Below are 17191 nucleotides of genomic sequence, written 5' to 3'. Positions count from 1 at the left end.
GGTTCAGGACTCCTTGACCGCGATGGTCTCCACCGTGTTCGCGACGTGCTCGAACGCGTCGGCCGCCTCTTCGAGCACGTCGACGATCTGCTTGAGCTTGAGCACCTCAATGGCGTCGTACTTGCCGTTGAAGAGCTGCGCGAGGAGCTTGCGGTGGATCTGGTCGGCCTGGTTTTCGAGGCGGTTGACCTCGATCCAGTACTCGGTCAGGTTGTCCATCGTGCGCAGGTGGGGCATGGCCTCGGCGGTCAGCTCGGCCGCCCGCGCCAGCACCTCGATCTGCTGCTCGACGCCCTTGGGGAGCTCCTCCACCTGGTAGAGGACCACCAGGTCGACGGCCTCCTCCATGAAGTCCATGATGTCGTCGAGCGACGAGGCCAGGTTGTAGATGTCCTCGCGGTCGAACGGCGTGATGAAGGAGGAGTTCAGCTGGTGGAAGATCGCATGGGTGGCGTCGTCCCCCGCGTGCTCCGCTGCCCGCATCCGCTCCGCGATCTCGGCCCGGGCGGAGGATTCCGCTCCGAGCAGTTCCATCAGGAGCTTCGAGCCCGTGACGATGTTGTCCGCGGATGCGGCGAACATGTCGTAGAAGCTCGTCTCCCTGGGGGTCAGACGAAATCGCACGTGAGGTCCTCGGGGTGCATTGGATTCGGTCAGGCTGATGCTAGGCGCATCCCCCGGCCACGGCTAACCGGCGGTTCCGGGCGGTTCCCCAGTGTCCTCCATCAGGCAGAGTGAGGCACAGGGGCCCCTGCCCACCCGGGCACGGCCCGGTATCTTATACCCATGCGGGGTATGCGCCCCTCGTTCCGGACCACGGGAGGACTCATGACGGCCATCGAGGCGGGGGGAGCACCCGCGGTAGCCGGGGGAGGCTCCGGAGCCGAAACCGGCACGGGAACGGTCCCGGTGCACGGATACCACCACCAGAAGGACGAGCACCTCAAGCGGCTGCGCCGGATCGAGGGCCAGATCCGCGGCCTGCAGCGACTGGTCGACGAGGACGTGTACTGCATCGACATACTCACCCAGGTCTCGGCGAGCACGAAGGCGCTCCAGTCCTTCGCCCTCCAGCTGCTTGAGGAGCACCTGCGGCACTGCGTCGCCGACGCGGCCGTCAAGGGGGGCGCCGAGATCGACGCCAAGGTGGAGGAGGCGACGAAGGCGATCGCCCGGCTGCTGCGCACCTGAGCGGCGGGGTCGGACGGCCCGGGCAGACGGCCCGGGCAGACGGCTGGTGGCAGGCACCCAGGGGCCCTGCACTCAGCGGGCCAGGCCCATCAGGACCTCGTCGATGCGGTCCTGGCTGAGCCGGTCCTCGTCCGCCGCCGATGCCGCGATGATCAGCTCGCCGCACAGCTCGATCTCGGCGAGCGCCACGTGGTCCTGCACCGTCGTACCGCCTGCGGGAGTCACGCGTGTCACCCCAATCTGCCGTCATCGTTCGTCGATGGTCGTCGGTCGTCGGCGCTCGGCTTCAGCGTAGGGAGGGCGCGGTGCTGTGCGCATGACACGGATGGACCATTTCCGGATACCCGGCCATGACCCGATCGCGCCGCCGCGCACCGGCCCGGCCGGCTATTCGGCGATCTTCCCGGCGTAAATGTCCCCGCTTGCGGGCAATACGACGGTCACCGGGGTCCCGAAGCCGTACAGCAGCGTGGTGGAGGAGACATCGATCACGCCATTGTTGACATAGGTGAAACGGTGCCGGACCTTGCGCATCCGGCCCTCCTCGTCGAGGTACACGTCGAAGGGGACGGTGTCCTTGCCGAACCCTTTCGCCGCCGCCTCCAACGCCCCCTTCACCTGCGGCGAAGCGCTCCGCGCGGCCCGTGCGATGTCGGTGGTCCCCCGGTAGTGGCGCACCTTCGCGCCCCCCACTTCGGTCTCGCCGACGTACGTCACCTCCTGCGCGCCGCGCAGCAGCTCGGCCGCCGCCACCGGGTCGGTGGCCCCGCCCGTGACGAGGTTCCCGTCGGCGAGGGTGGTCGTGTCGACCCGTACCCACTTGTCGTCGGGTACGCCCGCACCCCGGTTCTTCATGTAGAGGGCGCCGGGGACGAGCAGTTCGGTGATCGGGCGGTGCTCGTCCTTGCCCGCGGCGTCGGCCGGCAGCATCACCAGGAGCTGGCCCATCCGGTTCTTGAAGTCGACCCCGCCCTCGCCGCGGATGGTGACCCTGGTGCCCCCGGAGGCCATCTCCATGGCCGTACGGGCCTGGGCGCTGCCGGTCTTCGTCAGCAGGTCGGCGGCCGCGCGGACCGTCTCGGCCGGGTCGGCGGGCGGCCGGTCGTCGCCGGACGCGGCCCCGCCGCAGCCGCTCATCACGGCAACGACCGCGGCCACGCCGAAGGCGAGCACCGCCTCACCCGGACGCCCGCGCCGCCGCCTGTGCTGGTGCACCACCATCGCCTGCCAACCCCCAACGCATGACCGCTGTTTGCCCGAGGCCCCCACCCGCTCCGGTTAACGAGGTCCGCGGTTTCCCGTCACGGGCCTCGGCCTCCACGAGCCGCGCCGGGCCCGGTACCGTGGTGGCGTGGAACCGCACTCCAAGGCGTCGCCCGTCCTTCCGCTTGAATCCGTGCCGCTCCCCCGTCCGGCGGAGCGCCCCTCGCCCACCGGACACACCACCAGCACCACCGAACGCGGCTCCTTCTGCCTGGCGGTCTGCACCTGCGGCTGGACCGGGCCGGCCCGCCGCTCCCGCGACCTGGCCCGCAAGGACGCCACCGGGCACGCCTCGGGCTGAGCCGCCCTCTCACCCGTTCGGACGACCCGGCTGGCCGCGGTGTCCGGGAGCGGATGCCCTGGAGGCATGCCAGGAACCGCACCCCGCGTCGCGGCCCTCCTCTGGGCCCTGCTGATCGCGTTCAGCCCGGCCGCCGCGGCCTGGGCCCGGCCCACCGGCTCGGTGGACGGCCCGGCCGACGCGGCCCTGGCCGTCGGGGTGACGATCGTCGCGGCCGTGGTCACGGGCCTGTGGCTGCGCTCGCGCTACCGCCGGGACGCCCCCCGCGCCCGCCGCTCCGAGAGCAGGGACCAGTGACCCCGCGGCCGCGTCCCCCCGCGGCGGTACGGCTGTGCTTCGCGGTGGCGGCGCTGTGCCTGCTGGCGGCCGTCCTGATGGCCGTATGGGGCGCCCACGGTCACACGTGAAGCCGTGCCCCGCTCAGGCCGCGAGGTCCTTGTCCTCCGTCAGGCAGCCGGGCGGCGGCGTCTGCGCCTGCGGAAGGTCGACCGGGCGCGGCAGCGTACGGCCCCCGGCGCGCACGAGCCTGCCCACCCGCGGGGAGCGGGCCACCGCCCGGACCACCGGGGTCAACAGGGCCATGGCGAGCGGGGCGAGCACCAGCACGACGGCCGTGCCGAGCGCGAAGCCGCCGATCACGTCGGTCGGGTAGTGCACGCCCGGGTAGACGCGGCAGACGCCCTCGGCGACGGCCAGGCCGATCCCGACGAGCCCGAGCCTGCGGTGGGCGAGGAACAGGCCCACCCCCAGGGCCATCGCCACGGTGGTGTGGCCGCTGACGAAGGAGAAGTCGTTCTGCCCGTGGCCCGGTTCGAGCACCTCCAGGCCGCTGTGCGCGAGGAACGGCCGGGGCCGCCCGACGAACGCGCGCAGCGGGACGTTCACGAGCAGGGCCAGCGCGGCGGCGAGCGGGGCCCACACCAGCGCGGCGAACGACTCGACGGCCGCGGCCTCGTCCTGTCGGCGGGCGCCGCGCCAGCACCAGAGGACCAGCAGGACCAGGGCGAGCGGGATGCCGGTCGAACCGAGGAGGTCCACGGCCCGGTCGGCTCCGGCGGGGGCGTGCCGGGCCAGTCCGTTGATGTCGTACAGCAGGCTTACATCCAGGTTCGGCCCACCCGTTGTGAGTCCAGCCATGGTGATGCGGCCCCTTGCCTTGCGTGGTTCTCCTGCGGGCGCACGACGGTGTGCGCCCTCCGAACCCCCCGTTGATCACTCCCCGGTGTCCATGGAACGCCCGTTCTGAAGGCCTGGTTCCACTCTCCACCGAATGATCACGTCAACGTTATCCAAGAGTGACTCATCGTCGCAGCTCAGGGCCTGGGGTTAACGCTGCGTGGCCGCACCCGACTTGGCATCGGCGGCCCGGTCCGGAAGGGCCTCCGCACCGTCCTTCGTCACACGGGTCGCACCGAAGTAGTCCGGGGTGTCGATCTTGTCGAACCGGATCACCGCGCCGGTGTACGGGGCGTTGATCATGTACCCGCCGCCCACGTAGAGGCCGACGTGCCGGATCTCCCGAGAGTTCGTCAGATCATCGGAGAAGAACACGAGGTCCCCGGGGAGCAGTTCACCGCGCGAGGGATGCGAGCCCGCGTTGTACTGGTCGTTGGCCACCCGCGGCAGCTCGATCCCCACGCTCTCGTACGCGGCCTTGGTCAGCCCCGAGCAGTCGAACCGCCCCTCCTGGTCCGGCGTCCCGTTGCCGCCCCACAGGTACGGCGTCCCGAGCTGCTTCTGCGCGAAGTGGATGGCCCCGGCGGCCTGCTGTGAGGGCGCGACCCGCCCGACGGGGCGCTCGAAGCTCTTGGAGAGGGTGGTGATGGCCTTCACGTACCCCTGTGTCTCGCGGTACGGCGGCACGCCCTGGTACTTGATCACCGCCCCGGGCCCGGCGTTGTAGGCGGCGAGCATGTTGGAGACGGCGTCCCCGGGTACGTTGCGCACCGACCCGGCGAGCTCGCAGTCGTACGAAGCCGCCGACGGGATGGCGTCGTTCGGGTCCCAGATGTCGCGGTCGCCGTCCCCGTCGCCGTCGATCCCGTGGACGGACCAGGTGCCGGGGATGAACTGGGCGATGCCGCGGGCGTCCGCGGGGCTCACGATGTTCGGGTTCCAGCCGCTCTCCGAGTACAGCTGCGCGGCCAGCACGGCCGGGGAGAGGGTCGGGCAGAGCATGCCCCACTTCTGCACCAGGTTCATGTACTTCGCGGGCACGGCCCCCTTGGCGAGGCCTACATTGCGGCCCCCGCCGTTCGCAATGCCCGCCGCGGCGGAGTACGTGCCGACCACGAGCAGGGCGACGAAGCACAGACATGCCCCGAAGCCGATCCCGCTGATCACCCAGAATCTGCGCACCCGCCAACCCTCCCCCACCGAGCGGACTTTCACAGGTATTCATCGCCACGTGTCGGAATCACCCCATTTGTGACCCCATGCTCCGAGGTGGCGCACGTCCCCTCCGCCCTGTCACCCTCGTACAGATGCGGGCCGTTGGCAACGAAGCCCCCAGCCCCACGGGCCGGGCACGCGCGGGCCCTAACCGCGAGGCGCCACGAAGAGGCTCTGGGCGCTGCGGCCGATCGGGCCCTTCTCGTCGTGCAGGCGGGCGTCCGCGAGGCCGATGCCGGCCGCGTCCACGCTCGTACGGGCCTGCACGCACGCCCACTCGCCCACCGGGTGCCGGTGCAGATGGACGGTCAGGTCGCTGTTGACGAAGACGTACCGGGCGAAGTCCAGCACCGAGCTGATGCCGTTGCCCGAGTCCGCCGCGACCAGCACCCGGTCCAGCGGCCGGGTCTCCTCCCCGGCGATCAGCGGCACCTTCATCCGCATCCAGCAGGTGCCCGGCCCCAGCTCCACGAAGGCGCCCTCGGTGAACCGGGTCTCCATGGCCGAGTGGTAGCCCGTCTCCCACGGCACCGGGAAGAACGGCGTGACCTCCACCTCCCCCGGCGGCGGCAGCTGCGGCCCCGGGGCCACCCCCGGCACCGCCTCCCCGGCCACCCGGATCCGCAGCGCCCGCGCGAGCATCACCGGCGCGGCCCCCGCCGGGGCGAGAGCGGCCTCGACCACCTCGGTGCTGCGGCCGGCCCGGAGCACCGAGGTGGTGACCTCCACCGGGCCGATCGGCACCGGGCGCAGGATCTCGTACGTGATCCTCGCGATCCGCATGTCGGCGCGGGCGCCGGGCCGCTCCTCGATCGCCCGCCCGAGCAGCGCGGCCGGCGGCCCGGCGTGCTGCGCACCCGGATCCCACGGCCCACGCGTGTACTCGGTGGCCTGGAACCGCCCGGCATCGACCCGCTCGAAGAACGCCATACTGGGCACGTTACCCACAGGTAACCGCGCTCCGCCAGGGCTTCCCGACGGGCCGCCGCGGCGAGGCCCGGGCGCCACCCAGGCCCGGCGGCACGCCTCAGCGGGCGAAGCCCAGCCCCACCCCCAGCCCCACCAGCACCGACCCGATCGCCCGGTTCAGCGCCTTCTGCGCCCTGAGCATCCGCTCCCGCAGCCGCTCGTTCGAGAAGAACAGCGCCACCGCCCCGAACCAGCCGAGGTGCGCCGCGGACATGAACAGCCCGTACCCGGCCTGCTGCCACATCGCCGTGTCCGGGCCCACCACCTGCGTGAAGGTCGAGACGACGAACAGCGTGGTCTTCGGATTGAGCACATTGGTCAGGAACCCGGTCCGCAGCGCGCCGAACGGTGTCAGCTGCGGCCGGGAGTCCAGGTCCACGGTGACCTCGGCCCGCGCCCGGAACGTCCGTATCCCGATCCACACCAGGTACGCGGCGCCCGCCAGCTTGATCACCGTGAACAGCGCGGTGGAGGAGGCGATCAGCAACCCGACCCCCAACATCGTGTACGAGACGTGCACCAGGACACCCGCCGCGACGCCCGCGGCGGCCAGCAGCCCCGTGGGCCGCCCGTACAGATAGCTGTTGCGGACGACCATCGCGAAATCGGCGCCCGGACTGATCACGGCGAGGAGGGTGATGACTGCGACTGCGATCACTTCTGTCATGTACGGATGCTCACCTCCCCCACGCCGGCGATCAAGCCCCGCCGACCAGGATCCTCGGTGGCCGACCACGGATACTCGGGGCATGGAAGCCCTTTCCCTGCGGCCGTTCGACGCACCTGCCGACAGCCCGCTCCTGCGCAGCTGGATCGCGACCCGGGCCGAGCTCCTCACCTGGGCCGGCCCCGCCTTCACCTGGCCGCTGGACGACGCCCAGCTCAGCGCGTACGCCGCCGAACCCGACCGGCACATCTGGACCGCCCACCCCGTCGGCAACAGCCAGGCCCTCGGGCACGTCTCCGTGCGCGGCACCCGCCTGGGCCGCGTCCTCATCGCCCCCGGGGTTCGCGGCCGGGGGCTGGGAGAGACACTGCTCACACTCGCGATCGACCGCGCCTTCGGCGAACTGGACCTGCCGGAGCTCGACCTCGGCGTCTACACCCGCAACACCCGGGCCGTACGGCTCTACGAGAAGCTCGGCTTCCGCTCCGAGCGGGTACTGCCGGACGTGGAGGAGGTCGACGGCGTCCGCTGGTCCGCCCTCCGGATGCGGCTGCCCCGTCCCCGGCGTTGACAATGGACGAGTGTCCACGACTCCGCCCGCCACGCCCGACCTGCACGCCGACTGCGCGAACTGCTTCGCGCTCTGCTGCGTCGCCCTGCCCTTCGCCAAGTCGAGCGACTTCGCCCTGAACAAAGCCGCCGGCACCCCCTGCAAGAACCTCCGGCAGGACTTCCGCTGCGGCATCCACACACAGCTACGCGACCAGGGCTTCCAGGGCTGCACGGTCTTCGACTGCTTCGGCGCGGGCCAGCAGGTCTCCCAGGTCACCTTCGGCGGCCGGGACTGGCGCGGCCACCCCGGCACGGCCGGCCCGATGTACGAGGTCTTCCCCGTGATGCGGCAGCTGCACGAGCTGCTCTTCTACGTCACCGAGGCCCTCTCCCTCCCGGCGGCCCGCCCGGTCCACCCCGAGCTGCGCCGCGCCCTCGCGGAGACCACGGAGTGGACCGCGGCGGACGCGCAGGCCCTCACCACCCTGGACGTCGGCGCCCTGCGCGGCCGCATCAACACGCTCCTGCTGCGCACCAGCGAACTGGTCCGAGCCAAGGCCCCCGCCCGCAAGAAGAACCACCGCGGCGCCGACCTGATGGGCGCCCGCCTCGCGGGCTCGGACCTGCGCGGAGCCAATTTCCGCGGCGCCTACCTGATCGCCGCGGACCTCGGCGGCGCCGACCTGCGCCAGGCGGACCTCATCGGCGCGGACTTCCGCGACACCAACCTGCGCGGCGCGGACCTGCGCGACGCCCTCTTCCTCACCCAGGCCCAGCTGAACGCCGCCCAGGGCGACGCCGCCACCCGCATCCCCGCCTCCCTGACCCGTCCCGCCCACTGGTCGTCGTAGCCGGGGAACGGGTAACCGGGGAAACCAGAGCAGGGGCAGGTGCAGAGGGCAGGACAGGACGGGACAGGGCAGGGGCAGGGGCAGGGGAGGATCAGCCACCGGCCACCGGCCCCAGCCGCGCGAGCACCCGCTCCCGCAGCAGCCGGTACTCCTCCCACCGCCTCGGCAGCCGCCCCTCGGGCCTCGGCCCCACCAGCCGCGCGCCGGTTATCCGCTGACCCCGGCGGAACTGCTCCCGCGTCAGGTCGAGCTGCATCCCGCCGGGCAGCACGTTCCAGGTGTGGAAGCCGTGCTGCTCCCCGTCGAGCCATACCTCCCCGACCATCAGCTCACCGCCCATCAGGTCCTGCACCACCAGTGCGGTGACGTCGCAGTGCCCCCAGGCCGGGTTGTCGGCGCTCCAGGGCTCCCGCTCGACGTCGTCGGGCGAGCAGGTGTCCGCCGACCAGCCGGCCCGGATGGCCGCGGCGATGTCCGTCAGAGTCGTCGGTGCAGGCGCAGACGCAGCCGTGGGCCCAGACGTGAACGGGGAAGTAGACGAAGTAGACGTGGACGTGGACGGAGGCATGGGCGTCATACCACCACCCTGACACCCCGCCACCGACATCGAGGCCGCCGCCCGCACGCACACAACCCACCCCGCTGTTCGAGTGATTGACGGAAAGTCGGACATATGTCGGCGGATCGGTCCACCGACACGCCTGCCCGTTGTGCCGAACGGCCGCTCCCGGGTCAGCCTCTCGAACGACCCCAGCACGCCGGGACGACAATCATTGCCCGGCGTCACCCCTCGTGATACACAGAGTGACCGTACGTTCTTTCGCACACCCGCCCGCCCACGCCCAGGTCAGAGCACACGAGCGGGCAACAGCCCGGGAAATCGGGCAAAGAGAGCCGCCAAGTCGACATACGGCGGCGGTTTCATCAGCGAAGATAGAGCGTGACCCCTGCCGTCGGGCACGGGCTACCGGAACTACCCATACAGGGGCGGTGAGTTACATGATCCTGGCAGCCGAAAAAGGCGACATCACCACCATCATCGGCGGAATCGCCCCGAACTGGGGCCCGTTCGGCAGTCTCGGCAACGAAGCGAAGGTCATGATCGAGGTGGTCATGGCCGTGGCGATCCTCCTTTGCCTCGGCATCGCCATCTGGGGCGCCGCCAAGCAGCGCATCGGCGCGACCGCCCTGCGCGACACGTTCAGCGCGGAACAGGGCAAGGGCCTGATCGTGGCCGGCCTCACGGGCGTCTTCATCATCGGCTCCCTCGGCACCCTCTTCACCATCGTCTACGGCATGGCCGTCTAGCCGGGACACCACCCCCTGCGCCCCCCGGCGCAAGGAGGAACCCCCCGGCTTGCGGACCTGACGAGGACTCACCACACCGCATCCACGCGGAACCAGCGCTACCGTCGTACGACGCGGAGGGGGCGGACCAGGAATGAGCAACGACGACCAGTACGGCGGCGGCTACGGGGACATCGGCGGCACGGGCCAGACCCGCACCCGCCTCCCCGACGCCCCCACCGACCCCTACGGCACCCCCCGCCGCACCCCCCGCGCCTCGCGCGGCCTCGTCACGGTGGTCGGCGTGGTGGTCCTGCTGGTCGCAGCGATCGCGTTCGCGAACCAGGGCCAGGACAGCCCGCCCGCCACCCCCTCCGCGGACCACCCCCCGGCGGCCACCTCCACGGCCCCGACGGGCACCCGCCCCGTCGACGCCAAGAACGGCGGCGTCCCCCAGGGCTTCGCCCACGACGAACAGGGCGCCCAGTCCGCCGCGTCGAACTACGCCGTCGCCCTCGGCTCCGACGGCATGTTCAACCCCGCCCGCAGACACGCCCTCGTGGACGCCGTCGCCGACGAGAGCACCCGTACCAAGCTCCAGGCCGGCTTCGACGCCGACTACTCGGCCGCCCTGCTCACGCAGATCGGCCTGACCAAGGACGGGCTCGCCCCCCAGGGCTCCACCTTCGTCAACCGGACCGTCCCGGCAGGCGCCAAGGTCAAGAACTTCTCCGCCGACACCGCCACCGTCGACGTGTGGTGCATCGGCCTGTTCGGCCTCACCGGCGAGAAGTCCACCCGCCCGGTGACCAACAGCTGGTTCACCCTCACCGTGACCCTCAAGTGGAACGGATCCGACTGGAAGGTCGTCGAGACCGCCCAAACGCAGGGCCCGACCCCCGTCACCGGCGACAACCCGGTGTCCACCTCCGACGAGATCGGCCGCGCCGCCACGGAATTCGGAGGCTTCACCTATGCCCGGTAGCCGCACCCCCGCCTTCCACGCCCGCGCCCTGCGCCGTATCGGCGCCACCGCGGCGGCCGTCCAGACCGCCGTCGTCCTCCTCGCCACCCGCGCCGCGGCCGCCCCGACCCCGCCCGCCACCTCGCCCTCACCCTCGCCGTCCCCCAGCGCCGGCAGCAACCCCTGCGCGCTGATCACCGGCCCGGCCCGCGAGTACTGCGAACGCGGCGCCGGCGCCGCCCCCAACAACCCGCCGAAGACCGGCCTCGCCCCCAGCGACCCCACCGACGCCCTCAACCCCCTCGCCTCCCTGGCCAGGGGCTGCGCCGACGCCGCCGCCTGGATCGTCGGCGAACTCAGCAAGGCCGTCAACGGCACGGCCAACGTCGACTTCACCAACGGCGCCTTCCTCAAGCAGTACGCCGTCGTCTTCGCCGCCTCCACCATCCTCACCCTCGTGCTGTGGCTGCTCGCCGTCGCCAAGCGCGCCATCCGCGGCGTCCCCCTCACCACCGCCCTCTCCGAGGCCGTCGGCTTCCTGTGGCTGACCGTCCTCGCCTCCGCCTTCACGCCGCTGATCCTCTACACCGTCGTCTCGGCCACCGACGGGGTCACCGAGGTCATCGCCTCCAGCGCAGGCGGCCAGACCGACGTCTTCTTCGGCTCCTTCACCGAAGCCCTCAAGAAGGGCGACAGCATCGGCGGGGGACCGATCATGCTGATCGTCGTCTCCCTCGTCACCGTCCTCGCCGCAGGCATCCTCTTCCTGGAACTCTTCATCCGGGCCGCCCTGCTCTACGTCGGCGCCCTCCTCGGCGTCGTCGTCTACGCCGGACTCGTCGACCGCAACCTCTGGGGCCACGTCCGCCGCTGGGCCGGCATCATGATCGCCGTCATTCTCGTCAAGCCGGTCATCGTGATCGTCCTCGGCCTCGCCGGAGCCCTGGCCGGCGAAAAGGGCCCGAACGCCTTCTCCGCCGTCGTCTCCGGCCTCGCCATCATCCTCCTGGCGATCTTCGCCTCCGCGATGATCTACCGCTTCGTCCCCGGCTTCGGCGACGAGATCGCCACCGCCCGCGCCGGCCGCACCAAGGCCACCGACGGCGCCCAGGCCGCCGCCGTCATCAGCTCCCCGGCCTCCCTCGTCTCCCAGGGCATCAAGACCCACAGCTCCCGCGGCGCCCACCGCGGAGGCGGTGACGGCGGCGGCTCCAGCGCCCCCCGCCCCGCCAACCCCCTCTCCGGAGGCATGGCCGCGCACAGCAGCCGCCCCTCCGGCGGGGCCGGCGGCGGATCTGTCCCCTCCGCCGCACCCCCGCCCCGCAGCAGTTCGAGCACGAGGAACACAGGAGGTGACGGGCGTTGACGACCCAGTCCCACCAGCTCCACCCGGTCGCGCCCCGCCGTACGTATCTCATCGGCCGGGCCCGGCCGAACGCGATCGTCGGCAAGAACCGCGAAAGCGGCGAGATCGCCCTGATCATCGTCGGCGCGTTCTTCGGCATGATGAGCGGACTGCTCGTCCCCGACCTCACCCTGCGCATCGTCAGCCTCGCCGGCTTCCCCGTGCTCGCACTCGCCGCCGTGTACGTCCCGTACAAGGGCCGCACCTTCTACAAGTGGTTCGAGATCAACCGCAGCTACAAGCGCACCCTGCGCCGCGGCACCACCTACCGCTCCGGCGCCATGGAAGCCGGCGTCCGCGCCGCCGACGGCCGCGAGGTCGAGGTCGGCCCGCCCCCCGGCATCGGCCGCATCAGCTGGCTCGCCGCCCCCTTCGGCCCCGACGAGATCGCCGTCCTCCTCCACGCCGACCGCCGCACCGTCACCGCCGCCATCGAGATCGAGGGCCCCGGCGTCGGCCTGCGTGACAGCGAGGACCAGGAGGCCCTCGTCGACCGCTTCGGCACCCTCCTCAAGCACGTGGCCAACGGCGACGGCTTCGTCACCCGCCTCCAGATGCTCGCCCGTACGCTCCCCGCCGACCCCGACGCCCACGCCAAGGACGTCGCCCAGCGCGGCGACCCGGGCGCCCCCGTCTGGCTGCGCGACTCGTACGACCAGCTCCAGTCGATGGTGTCCACCTCCTCCGAGCAGCACCGCGCGTACCTCGTCGCCTGCATGCACTACACGCGCGAACTCGCTGCCGAAGCCCACACCATCGCCCGCGCCGTCACCCCCCACAAGGGCCGCAGGATCGACCGCGACGCCGGCCTCGCCATCGTCATGGCCCGTGAACTCACCGACATCTGCGCCCGCCTCGCCGAGGCCGACATCCGCGTCCGCCAGCCCCTCGGCCAGGGCCGCCTCTCCTCCCTCGTGCACTCCATGTACGACCCGGACCACCCCATCGACCACATCCAGGCCATGACCAAGCGCAACGCCTGGCCGGCCGAGCTCGACGCCGTCGAACCCACCTACCTGCAGGCCAAGACCCGCGAGTCCTCCACCCGCGCCCCCTGGTGCCACGCCACCGCCTGGGTGAAGGAGTGGCCGATGACGCCCGTCGGCGTCAACTTCCTCGCCCCGCTGCTCGTCCACACCCCGGACGTGATCCGGACGGTCGCCGTCACCATGGATCTGGAGCCCACCGAAGTGGCCATCGAGCGCATGCTCACGGAGAAGACCAACGACGAGGCGGACGCCAGCCGGGCCGCCAAGATGAACCGCACCGTCGACCCCCGCGACATCGCCGCCCACGGCCGGCTCGACCAAAGAGGTGAAGATCTCGCCAGCGGTGCGGCAGGAGTGAACCTCGTCGGGTACATCACCGTGTCCTCGCGTTCGCCGGAAGCCCTCGCCCGCGACAAGCGGACCATCCGCGCCTCGGCCGGCAAGTCCTACCTGAAGCTGGAATGGTGCGACCGCGAGCACCACCGCGCCTTCGTCAACACCTTGCCGTTCGCCACCGGCATCCGACGCTAGCTGGAGGGAAGTGCCGCTCATGCGAGATCCGCTGTCCGCGCTGACGGACGCCTTCACCAGCTTCCTCTTCGGCAAGGTCGAGACCACGCGCCTGCCCGTCCGCACCTCCACCGGGCAGGCGCAGGCCGTCTACCTGCCCACCGCCGCCCCCGGACTCGGCGACTCCGGTGTGATCATCGGCCGCGAGGTCTACAGCGGGAAGGGCTACATCTACGACCCCTTCCAGCTCTACGGACAGCAGCTCCCAGCCCCCCACTGGCTCGTCCTCGGCGAATCCGGCAACGGAAAGTCCGCCCTGGAGAAGACCTACGTCCTGCGCCAGCTCCGCTTCCGCGACCGGCAGGTCGTCGTCCTCGACGCCCAGGGCGAGGACGGCGTCGGCGAGTGGAACCTCATCGCCCAGCAGCTGGGGATAACCCCCATCCGCCTGGACCCGATCGCCGCCAACGACGACGGGATCCGCCTCAACCCCCTCGACCCGGCGATCACCACGACCGGCCAGCTCGCGCTGCTCCGGACCATCATCGAAGTCGCCATGGGCCACGGCCTCGACGAGCGCTCCGGCTTCGCCCTCAAGGTGGCCCACGCGTACGTCGTCGCCACGATCCGCGACCGCCAGCCCGTCCTCACCGACATCGTCGAACAACTGCGCTACCCCAAGGCGGAATCCGCCGAAGCCATGAACGTGGCCATAGACGACGTCCGGGCCTGGGGCCTCGACGTCGCGCTCGTCCTCGACCGGCTCGTCGACGGCGACCTGCGCGGCATGTTCGACGGCCCCACCACCGTCGGCATCGACCTCGACGCCCCGCTGATCGTGTTCGACCTCTCCCACATCGACCGCAACTCGATCGCCATGCCGATCCTGATGGCGATCGTCGGCGTGTGGCTGGAACACACCTGGATCCGCCCCGACCGCAAGAAGCGCATCTTCCTCGTCGAAGAGGCCTGGCACATCATCAACAGCCCCTTCGTCGCCCAGCTGTTCCAGCGCCTGCTGAAGTTCGGCCGACGCCTCGGCCTGTCCTTCGTCGCCGTCGTCCACCACCTCTCGGACGTCGTCGACGGAGCGGCCGCCCGCGAGGCCGCGGCCATCCTGAAGATGGCCTCCACCCGTACGATCTACGCCCAGAAAGCCGACGAGGCACGGGCCACGGGCCGTGTCCTCGGCCTGCCCCGCTGGGCCGTGGAAATCATCCCGACCCTGACCCCCGGCATCGCCGTCTGGGACGTCAACGGCAACGTCCAGGTGGTCAAACACCTGATCACCGAAGCCGAGCGTCCCCTCGTCTACACGGACCGCGCCATGACCGAATCCTCCGCCGCCCACCAGCTCCCCGACGACCTCCTCGCCGCCGAACTGGAGGCGGAACAGCGCGCCCTGCTCAGCGAACGCCACCAGGGCGGTGGCCCGGGCTCCGCGACCACGGTGGCCTGAGTCCCGTGCACGAGGAACGCCGCGCGGGCGGCATCCCGGACGGCCTCCTGGTCGGCCTCCTGGCCTTCCTGCTCGGCCTGGCCGCGCTGGTCTGGACGTCGACGGGCCTCGCCGCGCTCTTCTCCCGGGGCGGCTGGCCGGCCACGGTCACGTTCACCCGCACCCCGGGCGCGATCCGCGCCCTGATAGCGCAACCGCACGACATCCCGGGTGCCTGGCCGGACACCCCGCCGACCGCGCTTTCGGGCTGGGGCCTGTTCTGGGGCCTGTTCATCGGCCAGCTGCTGATCCTGCTGGTCCTGGTGATCTTCACCTTGGGCGTCATCGCCCGCACGAAGGCCCGCAGCCAGAACCCGCCCCCGCTCCCGAAGCAGCCGACGCACGAACCACCGCACGGGCCCCGGCCTCCGTACGAGAGCCGGCGGGCACCGGGGGCCGGGCGGGCGTACGAGGCCCAGCGGGTGCCCGGGGAACAACGAGTCCACGAAGACCAGCCGGCGCACGAGATCCAGCGGGTACCCGGGGACCAGCCGGCGCACGAGATCCAGCGGGTACCCGGGGACCAGCCGGCGTACGAGCGCCGGCCCGCATCGGAGACCCAGCCGGCGTACGAAACCCACCCCCCGCAGAGCGCCCCGCCGATGCACCCCCCGGCCGCCACCACCGTCCCGGCGCCGCAGCCTCCCACGGGCGAGGCCCACCGCCACGGCCTCGGCCCCGCTCCGGCGGCAACGGCGTACCCGGCCTCGCCCGGTCGCCACCACCACCGCATGGTGTACGCGGCCCCCGCCGACCGCCACCGCGCCGCAGCCCGCCTGCTCGCGGACGCGCCCGCCGCAGCCCTCGTCGTCACGTCGTCCCCCGCCCTCTGGGAGCAGACGAAGGACGCGCGCGCCAAACTCGGCCCGACCCTCCTCTACGACCCCTCGCACCTGTGCGACACCCCGGCCCGCATGCACTGGAACCCCGCCCACGCCTGCACCGACCGGGACACCGCCGCAGCCCGCGCCGCGGCCCTGCTGGCCCCTGTCCGGCCCCAGGCACGGATGGACGCCGGTGTCGCCGACACGGCGGAAACGCTCCTGCGGAGCTGGCTGCAGGCCGCCGCCCTGGAGGACCGCCCGTTCAAGCAGCTGCACCGCTGGGCCCAGGGCACGGGGGTCCAGGACCCCGTACGCATCCTCCGCACCCACCCCCGGGCCGCGCCCGGCGCCGCCGGAGAACTGGAAAGCGCCCTCACCGCCCATCCCGAGCGCCGCGAACAGGCCCAGCAGCTGACGGCGAGAGCCCTCTCCTGTCTCACGTCCATCCACATCCGTGAGGCTTGCAATCCGAACCGAACAGACGCGCTGACGCTGGCATCGTTCGTCGCCGAAGGGGGCACCCTGTACGTGGTGGGTGAGCCCTTGGAAGACCCCCGCATCCACCCGGGTGCGATGCCCCTGCTGACCGCACTCGTCTCCAGCGTGGTCGAGCACGGCCGCCGCATGGCCGAACGGTCATCCCACGGCCGGCTCGACCCACCACTCACGCTGGTCCTGGACGACATCGCGGCCGTCGCCCCGATCCCCCAGTTGCCGGAGCTCCTCCTCGACGACACGCTGCCCCTGCTGGCCCTGTGCCGCAGCCGAGAGCAGGCCCGCACCCGCTGGCCGGAGGCCGCGCTGCCCTAAGCGAAGGGCCGGCCGGCGTCAGGGCCTCACGACCGCGGCAGTACGTACTCCCACTCCCGCGCGTCCGGATCCCCCGGCACCGGCACGACGTGTCCGCTCGGCACGAACCCGAACCGCCGGTAGAAGGCCGCGGCCCGTGCGTTCTCCTCGTGCACGAACAGCCGTACGCGCACCGGCGTCGGCTCCTCCAACGACCAGGCCCAGTCCACCGCGGCCCGGAATAGAGCCTCGGTCAGCCCGGTCCCACGCTGCTCGGCCCGCACGAACACCCCCACCAGATGCACCTGGGTCTCGGCGACGGGAATCCCGAAGAAGTCGTCCGTCCCGCCTTCCTCCACCAGGGCGGTCACCGACCCGTCCCACTGCCCGTCGGGGGCCTCTGCGATGAACTGTCGGGCGGATCTGCCCTCGGCGGCCCGCGCGGCCCGCTCCTGCCAGTACTCGTCGGAGCGCCCCGCGGCCTCCTGCACGGTCTCCAGGAAGGCGACCGGCGCCGCCGGATCGCTCAAGGCGGCGAGCCGCAGCTCCTTGACCCGCTCCCACTCATCGGGAAGCACCGGCCGTATCACATGCTTACTCATGATCGAAATCCAATCACGGGTCACGCCTCCCTGCACCGAAACAGGCCGTGAACGCAGAAAAGCCCCGCACCGAGCCCGGAAGGGCTGGTGCGGGGCTTCCCGCAATGATTGTTCGGCGGCGTCCTACTCTCCCACAGG

Annotated in this window: 20 protein-coding genes; 11 read left to right on the top strand and 9 right to left on the bottom strand. The window is 71.6% G+C overall.

Annotated elements, in window-relative coordinates; genetic code table 11:
• Positions 1–3: 3 nt before the first annotated feature.
• Complete coding sequence (locus AC0666_RS15005; RefSeq protein ID WP_468581594.1) at positions 4–624, bottom strand: DUF47 domain-containing protein; 621 nt, start codon at positions 622–624, stop codon at positions 4–6.
• A gap of 204 nt (positions 625–828) precedes the next feature.
• Here AC0666_RS15005 and AC0666_RS15000 point away from each other — a divergent pair, with 204 nt between their 5' ends.
• Positions 829–1191 (top strand): metal-sensitive transcriptional regulator, encoded by a 363-nt coding sequence (locus tag AC0666_RS15000; RefSeq protein WP_468582038.1) that lies wholly within the window; start codon positions 829–831, stop codon positions 1189–1191.
• 72 nt (positions 1192–1263) lie between these two features.
• Here AC0666_RS15000 and AC0666_RS14995 read toward each other — a convergent pair whose 3' ends face one another.
• The gene (locus AC0666_RS14995; RefSeq protein ID WP_361725149.1) at positions 1264–1416 is read right to left on the bottom strand and encodes a hypothetical protein; all 153 of its coding nucleotides are present in this window, start codon (positions 1414–1416) and stop codon (positions 1264–1266) included.
• Positions 1417–1578: 162 nt separating this feature from the next.
• Positions 1579–2412 (bottom strand): SCO4651 family lipoprotein, encoded by an 834-nt coding sequence (locus AC0666_RS14990; protein WP_468970453.1) that lies wholly within the window; start codon positions 2410–2412, stop codon positions 1579–1581.
• 175 nt (positions 2413–2587) lie between these two features.
• Between AC0666_RS14990 and AC0666_RS14985 the strand changes: the two genes are divergently transcribed.
• Positions 2588–2755 (top strand): hypothetical protein, encoded by a 168-nt coding sequence (locus tag AC0666_RS14985; RefSeq protein WP_468970455.1) that lies wholly within the window; start codon positions 2588–2590, stop codon positions 2753–2755.
• Positions 2756–2821: 66 nt separating this feature from the next.
• Positions 2822–3052 carry a hypothetical protein gene (locus AC0666_RS14980; RefSeq protein WP_468970456.1) on the top strand — a complete coding sequence of 77 codons (231 nt, stop codon included), beginning with the start codon at positions 2822–2824 and terminating at the stop codon, positions 3050–3052.
• A gap of 123 nt (positions 3053–3175) precedes the next feature.
• Here the strand turns inward: AC0666_RS14980 and AC0666_RS14975 are convergent, their stop codons facing one another.
• From AC0666_RS14975 to AC0666_RS14960, 4 genes are all read right to left on the bottom strand, one after another.
• Positions 3176–3892 carry a phosphatase PAP2 family protein gene (locus tag AC0666_RS14975; protein ID WP_468970457.1) on the bottom strand — a complete coding sequence of 239 codons (717 nt, stop codon included), beginning with the start codon at positions 3890–3892 and terminating at the stop codon, positions 3176–3178.
• A gap of 189 nt (positions 3893–4081) precedes the next feature.
• Positions 4082–5098 (bottom strand): C40 family peptidase, encoded by a 1017-nt coding sequence (locus tag AC0666_RS14970; protein ID WP_468970550.1) that lies wholly within the window; start codon positions 5096–5098, stop codon positions 4082–4084.
• Between the two features lie 195 nt (positions 5099–5293).
• Complete coding sequence (locus tag AC0666_RS14965) at positions 5294–6076, bottom strand: thioesterase family protein (protein WP_468581589.1); 783 nt, start codon at positions 6074–6076, stop codon at positions 5294–5296.
• 97 nt (positions 6077–6173) lie between these two features.
• Entirely contained in the window at positions 6174–6782 is a 609-nt protein-coding gene (locus AC0666_RS14960; RefSeq protein ID WP_478707710.1) for a LysE family translocator, read from the bottom strand.
• Positions 6783–6864: 82 nt separating this feature from the next.
• On the opposite strand from AC0666_RS14960, the gene AC0666_RS14955 reads away from it, so the two are divergent.
• The gene (locus AC0666_RS14955) at positions 6865–7353 is read left to right on the top strand and encodes a GNAT family N-acetyltransferase (RefSeq protein ID WP_478707709.1); all 489 of its coding nucleotides are present in this window, start codon (positions 6865–6867) and stop codon (positions 7351–7353) included.
• Between the two features lie 10 nt (positions 7354–7363).
• A complete protein-coding gene (locus AC0666_RS14950; protein ID WP_468970463.1) occupies positions 7364–8185 on the top strand; it encodes a pentapeptide repeat-containing protein in 822 nt (273 codons plus the stop codon).
• A 91-nt stretch (positions 8186–8276) separates the two neighbouring features.
• On the opposite strand, the gene AC0666_RS14945 is transcribed toward AC0666_RS14950, so the two are convergent.
• Positions 8277–8762 (bottom strand): YunG family protein, encoded by a 486-nt coding sequence (locus tag AC0666_RS14945; RefSeq protein ID WP_478707708.1) that lies wholly within the window; start codon positions 8760–8762, stop codon positions 8277–8279.
• 422 nt (positions 8763–9184) lie between these two features.
• On the opposite strand from AC0666_RS14945, the gene AC0666_RS14940 reads away from it, so the two are divergent.
• The 6 genes from AC0666_RS14940 to AC0666_RS14915 all read left to right on the top strand — a co-directional run bounded on the left by AC0666_RS14940 (position 9185) and on the right by AC0666_RS14915 (position 16472).
• Entirely contained in the window at positions 9185–9493 is a 309-nt protein-coding gene (locus AC0666_RS14940; protein ID WP_008742356.1) for a hypothetical protein, read from the top strand.
• Positions 9494–9626: 133 nt separating this feature from the next.
• Positions 9627–10457: a DUF8175 domain-containg protein gene (locus AC0666_RS14935; protein ID WP_468970468.1), complete on the top strand. Its 831-nt coding sequence runs from the start codon at positions 9627–9629 to the stop codon at positions 10455–10457.
• The gene (locus AC0666_RS14930; RefSeq protein ID WP_468970471.1) at positions 10447–11802 is read left to right on the top strand and encodes a hypothetical protein; all 1356 of its coding nucleotides are present in this window, start codon (positions 10447–10449) and stop codon (positions 11800–11802) included. Before AC0666_RS14935 ends, AC0666_RS14930 begins: the two co-directional genes overlap by 11 nt.
• Positions 11799–13361: an SCO6880 family protein gene (locus AC0666_RS14925; protein WP_361725111.1), complete on the top strand. Its 1563-nt coding sequence runs from the start codon at positions 11799–11801 to the stop codon at positions 13359–13361. The genes AC0666_RS14930 and AC0666_RS14925 overlap by 4 nt, the downstream gene beginning before the upstream one ends.
• Positions 13362–13380: 19 nt before the next feature.
• A complete protein-coding gene (locus AC0666_RS14920) occupies positions 13381–14799 on the top strand; it encodes an ATP-binding protein (RefSeq protein WP_478707707.1) in 1419 nt (472 codons plus the stop codon).
• Positions 14796–16472 (top strand): type VI secretion protein, encoded by a 1677-nt coding sequence (locus AC0666_RS14915; RefSeq protein WP_478707819.1) that lies wholly within the window; start codon positions 14796–14798, stop codon positions 16470–16472. Before AC0666_RS14920 ends, AC0666_RS14915 begins: the two co-directional genes overlap by 4 nt.
• 26 nt (positions 16473–16498) lie before the next feature.
• Here the strand turns inward: AC0666_RS14915 and AC0666_RS14910 are convergent, their stop codons facing one another.
• Positions 16499–17053: a GNAT family N-acetyltransferase gene (locus AC0666_RS14910; protein ID WP_478707706.1), complete on the bottom strand. Its 555-nt coding sequence runs from the start codon at positions 17051–17053 to the stop codon at positions 16499–16501.
• Positions 17054–17191: the final 138 nt, after the last annotated feature.

This window comes from Streptomyces sp. NPDC043680 (assembly GCF_056436685.1).
Note: the sequence above shows the minus strand (reverse complement) of the source record. Positions and strands in the feature narration are given on the sequence as shown.

Excerpts from the sequence above, each read along its gene's own strand:
- AC0666_RS14945 (WP_478707708.1), bottom strand. The coding sequence starts at position 8,762 with ATGACGCCCATGCCTCCGTCCACGTCCACGTCTACTTCGTCTACTTCC.
- AC0666_RS14920 (WP_478707707.1), top strand. The coding sequence starts at position 13,381 with ATGCGAGATCCGCTGTCCGCGCTGACGGACGCCTTCACCAGCTTCCTC.
- AC0666_RS14960 (WP_478707710.1), bottom strand. The coding sequence starts at position 6,782 with ATGACAGAAGTGATCGCAGTCGCAGTCATCACCCTCCTCGCCGTGATC.
- AC0666_RS14980 (WP_468970456.1), top strand. The coding sequence starts at position 2,822 with ATGCCAGGAACCGCACCCCGCGTCGCGGCCCTCCTCTGGGCCCTGCTG.
- AC0666_RS14935 (WP_468970468.1), top strand. The coding sequence starts at position 9,627 with ATGAGCAACGACGACCAGTACGGCGGCGGCTACGGGGACATCGGCGGC.
- AC0666_RS14965 (WP_468581589.1), bottom strand. The coding sequence starts at position 6,076 with ATGGCGTTCTTCGAGCGGGTCGATGCCGGGCGGTTCCAGGCCACCGAG.
- AC0666_RS14975 (WP_468970457.1), bottom strand. The coding sequence starts at position 3,892 with ATGGCTGGACTCACAACGGGTGGGCCGAACCTGGATGTAAGCCTGCTG.
- AC0666_RS14955 (WP_478707709.1), top strand. The coding sequence starts at position 6,865 with ATGGAAGCCCTTTCCCTGCGGCCGTTCGACGCACCTGCCGACAGCCCG.
- AC0666_RS15000 (WP_468582038.1), top strand. The coding sequence starts at position 829 with ATGACGGCCATCGAGGCGGGGGGAGCACCCGCGGTAGCCGGGGGAGGC.
- AC0666_RS14910 (WP_478707706.1), bottom strand. The coding sequence starts at position 17,053 with ATGAGTAAGCATGTGATACGGCCGGTGCTTCCCGATGAGTGGGAGCGG.
- AC0666_RS14940 (WP_008742356.1), top strand. The coding sequence starts at position 9,185 with ATGATCCTGGCAGCCGAAAAAGGCGACATCACCACCATCATCGGCGGA.
- AC0666_RS14930 (WP_468970471.1), top strand. The coding sequence starts at position 10,447 with ATGCCCGGTAGCCGCACCCCCGCCTTCCACGCCCGCGCCCTGCGCCGT.
- AC0666_RS14990 (WP_468970453.1), bottom strand. The coding sequence starts at position 2,412 with ATGGTGGTGCACCAGCACAGGCGGCGGCGCGGGCGTCCGGGTGAGGCG.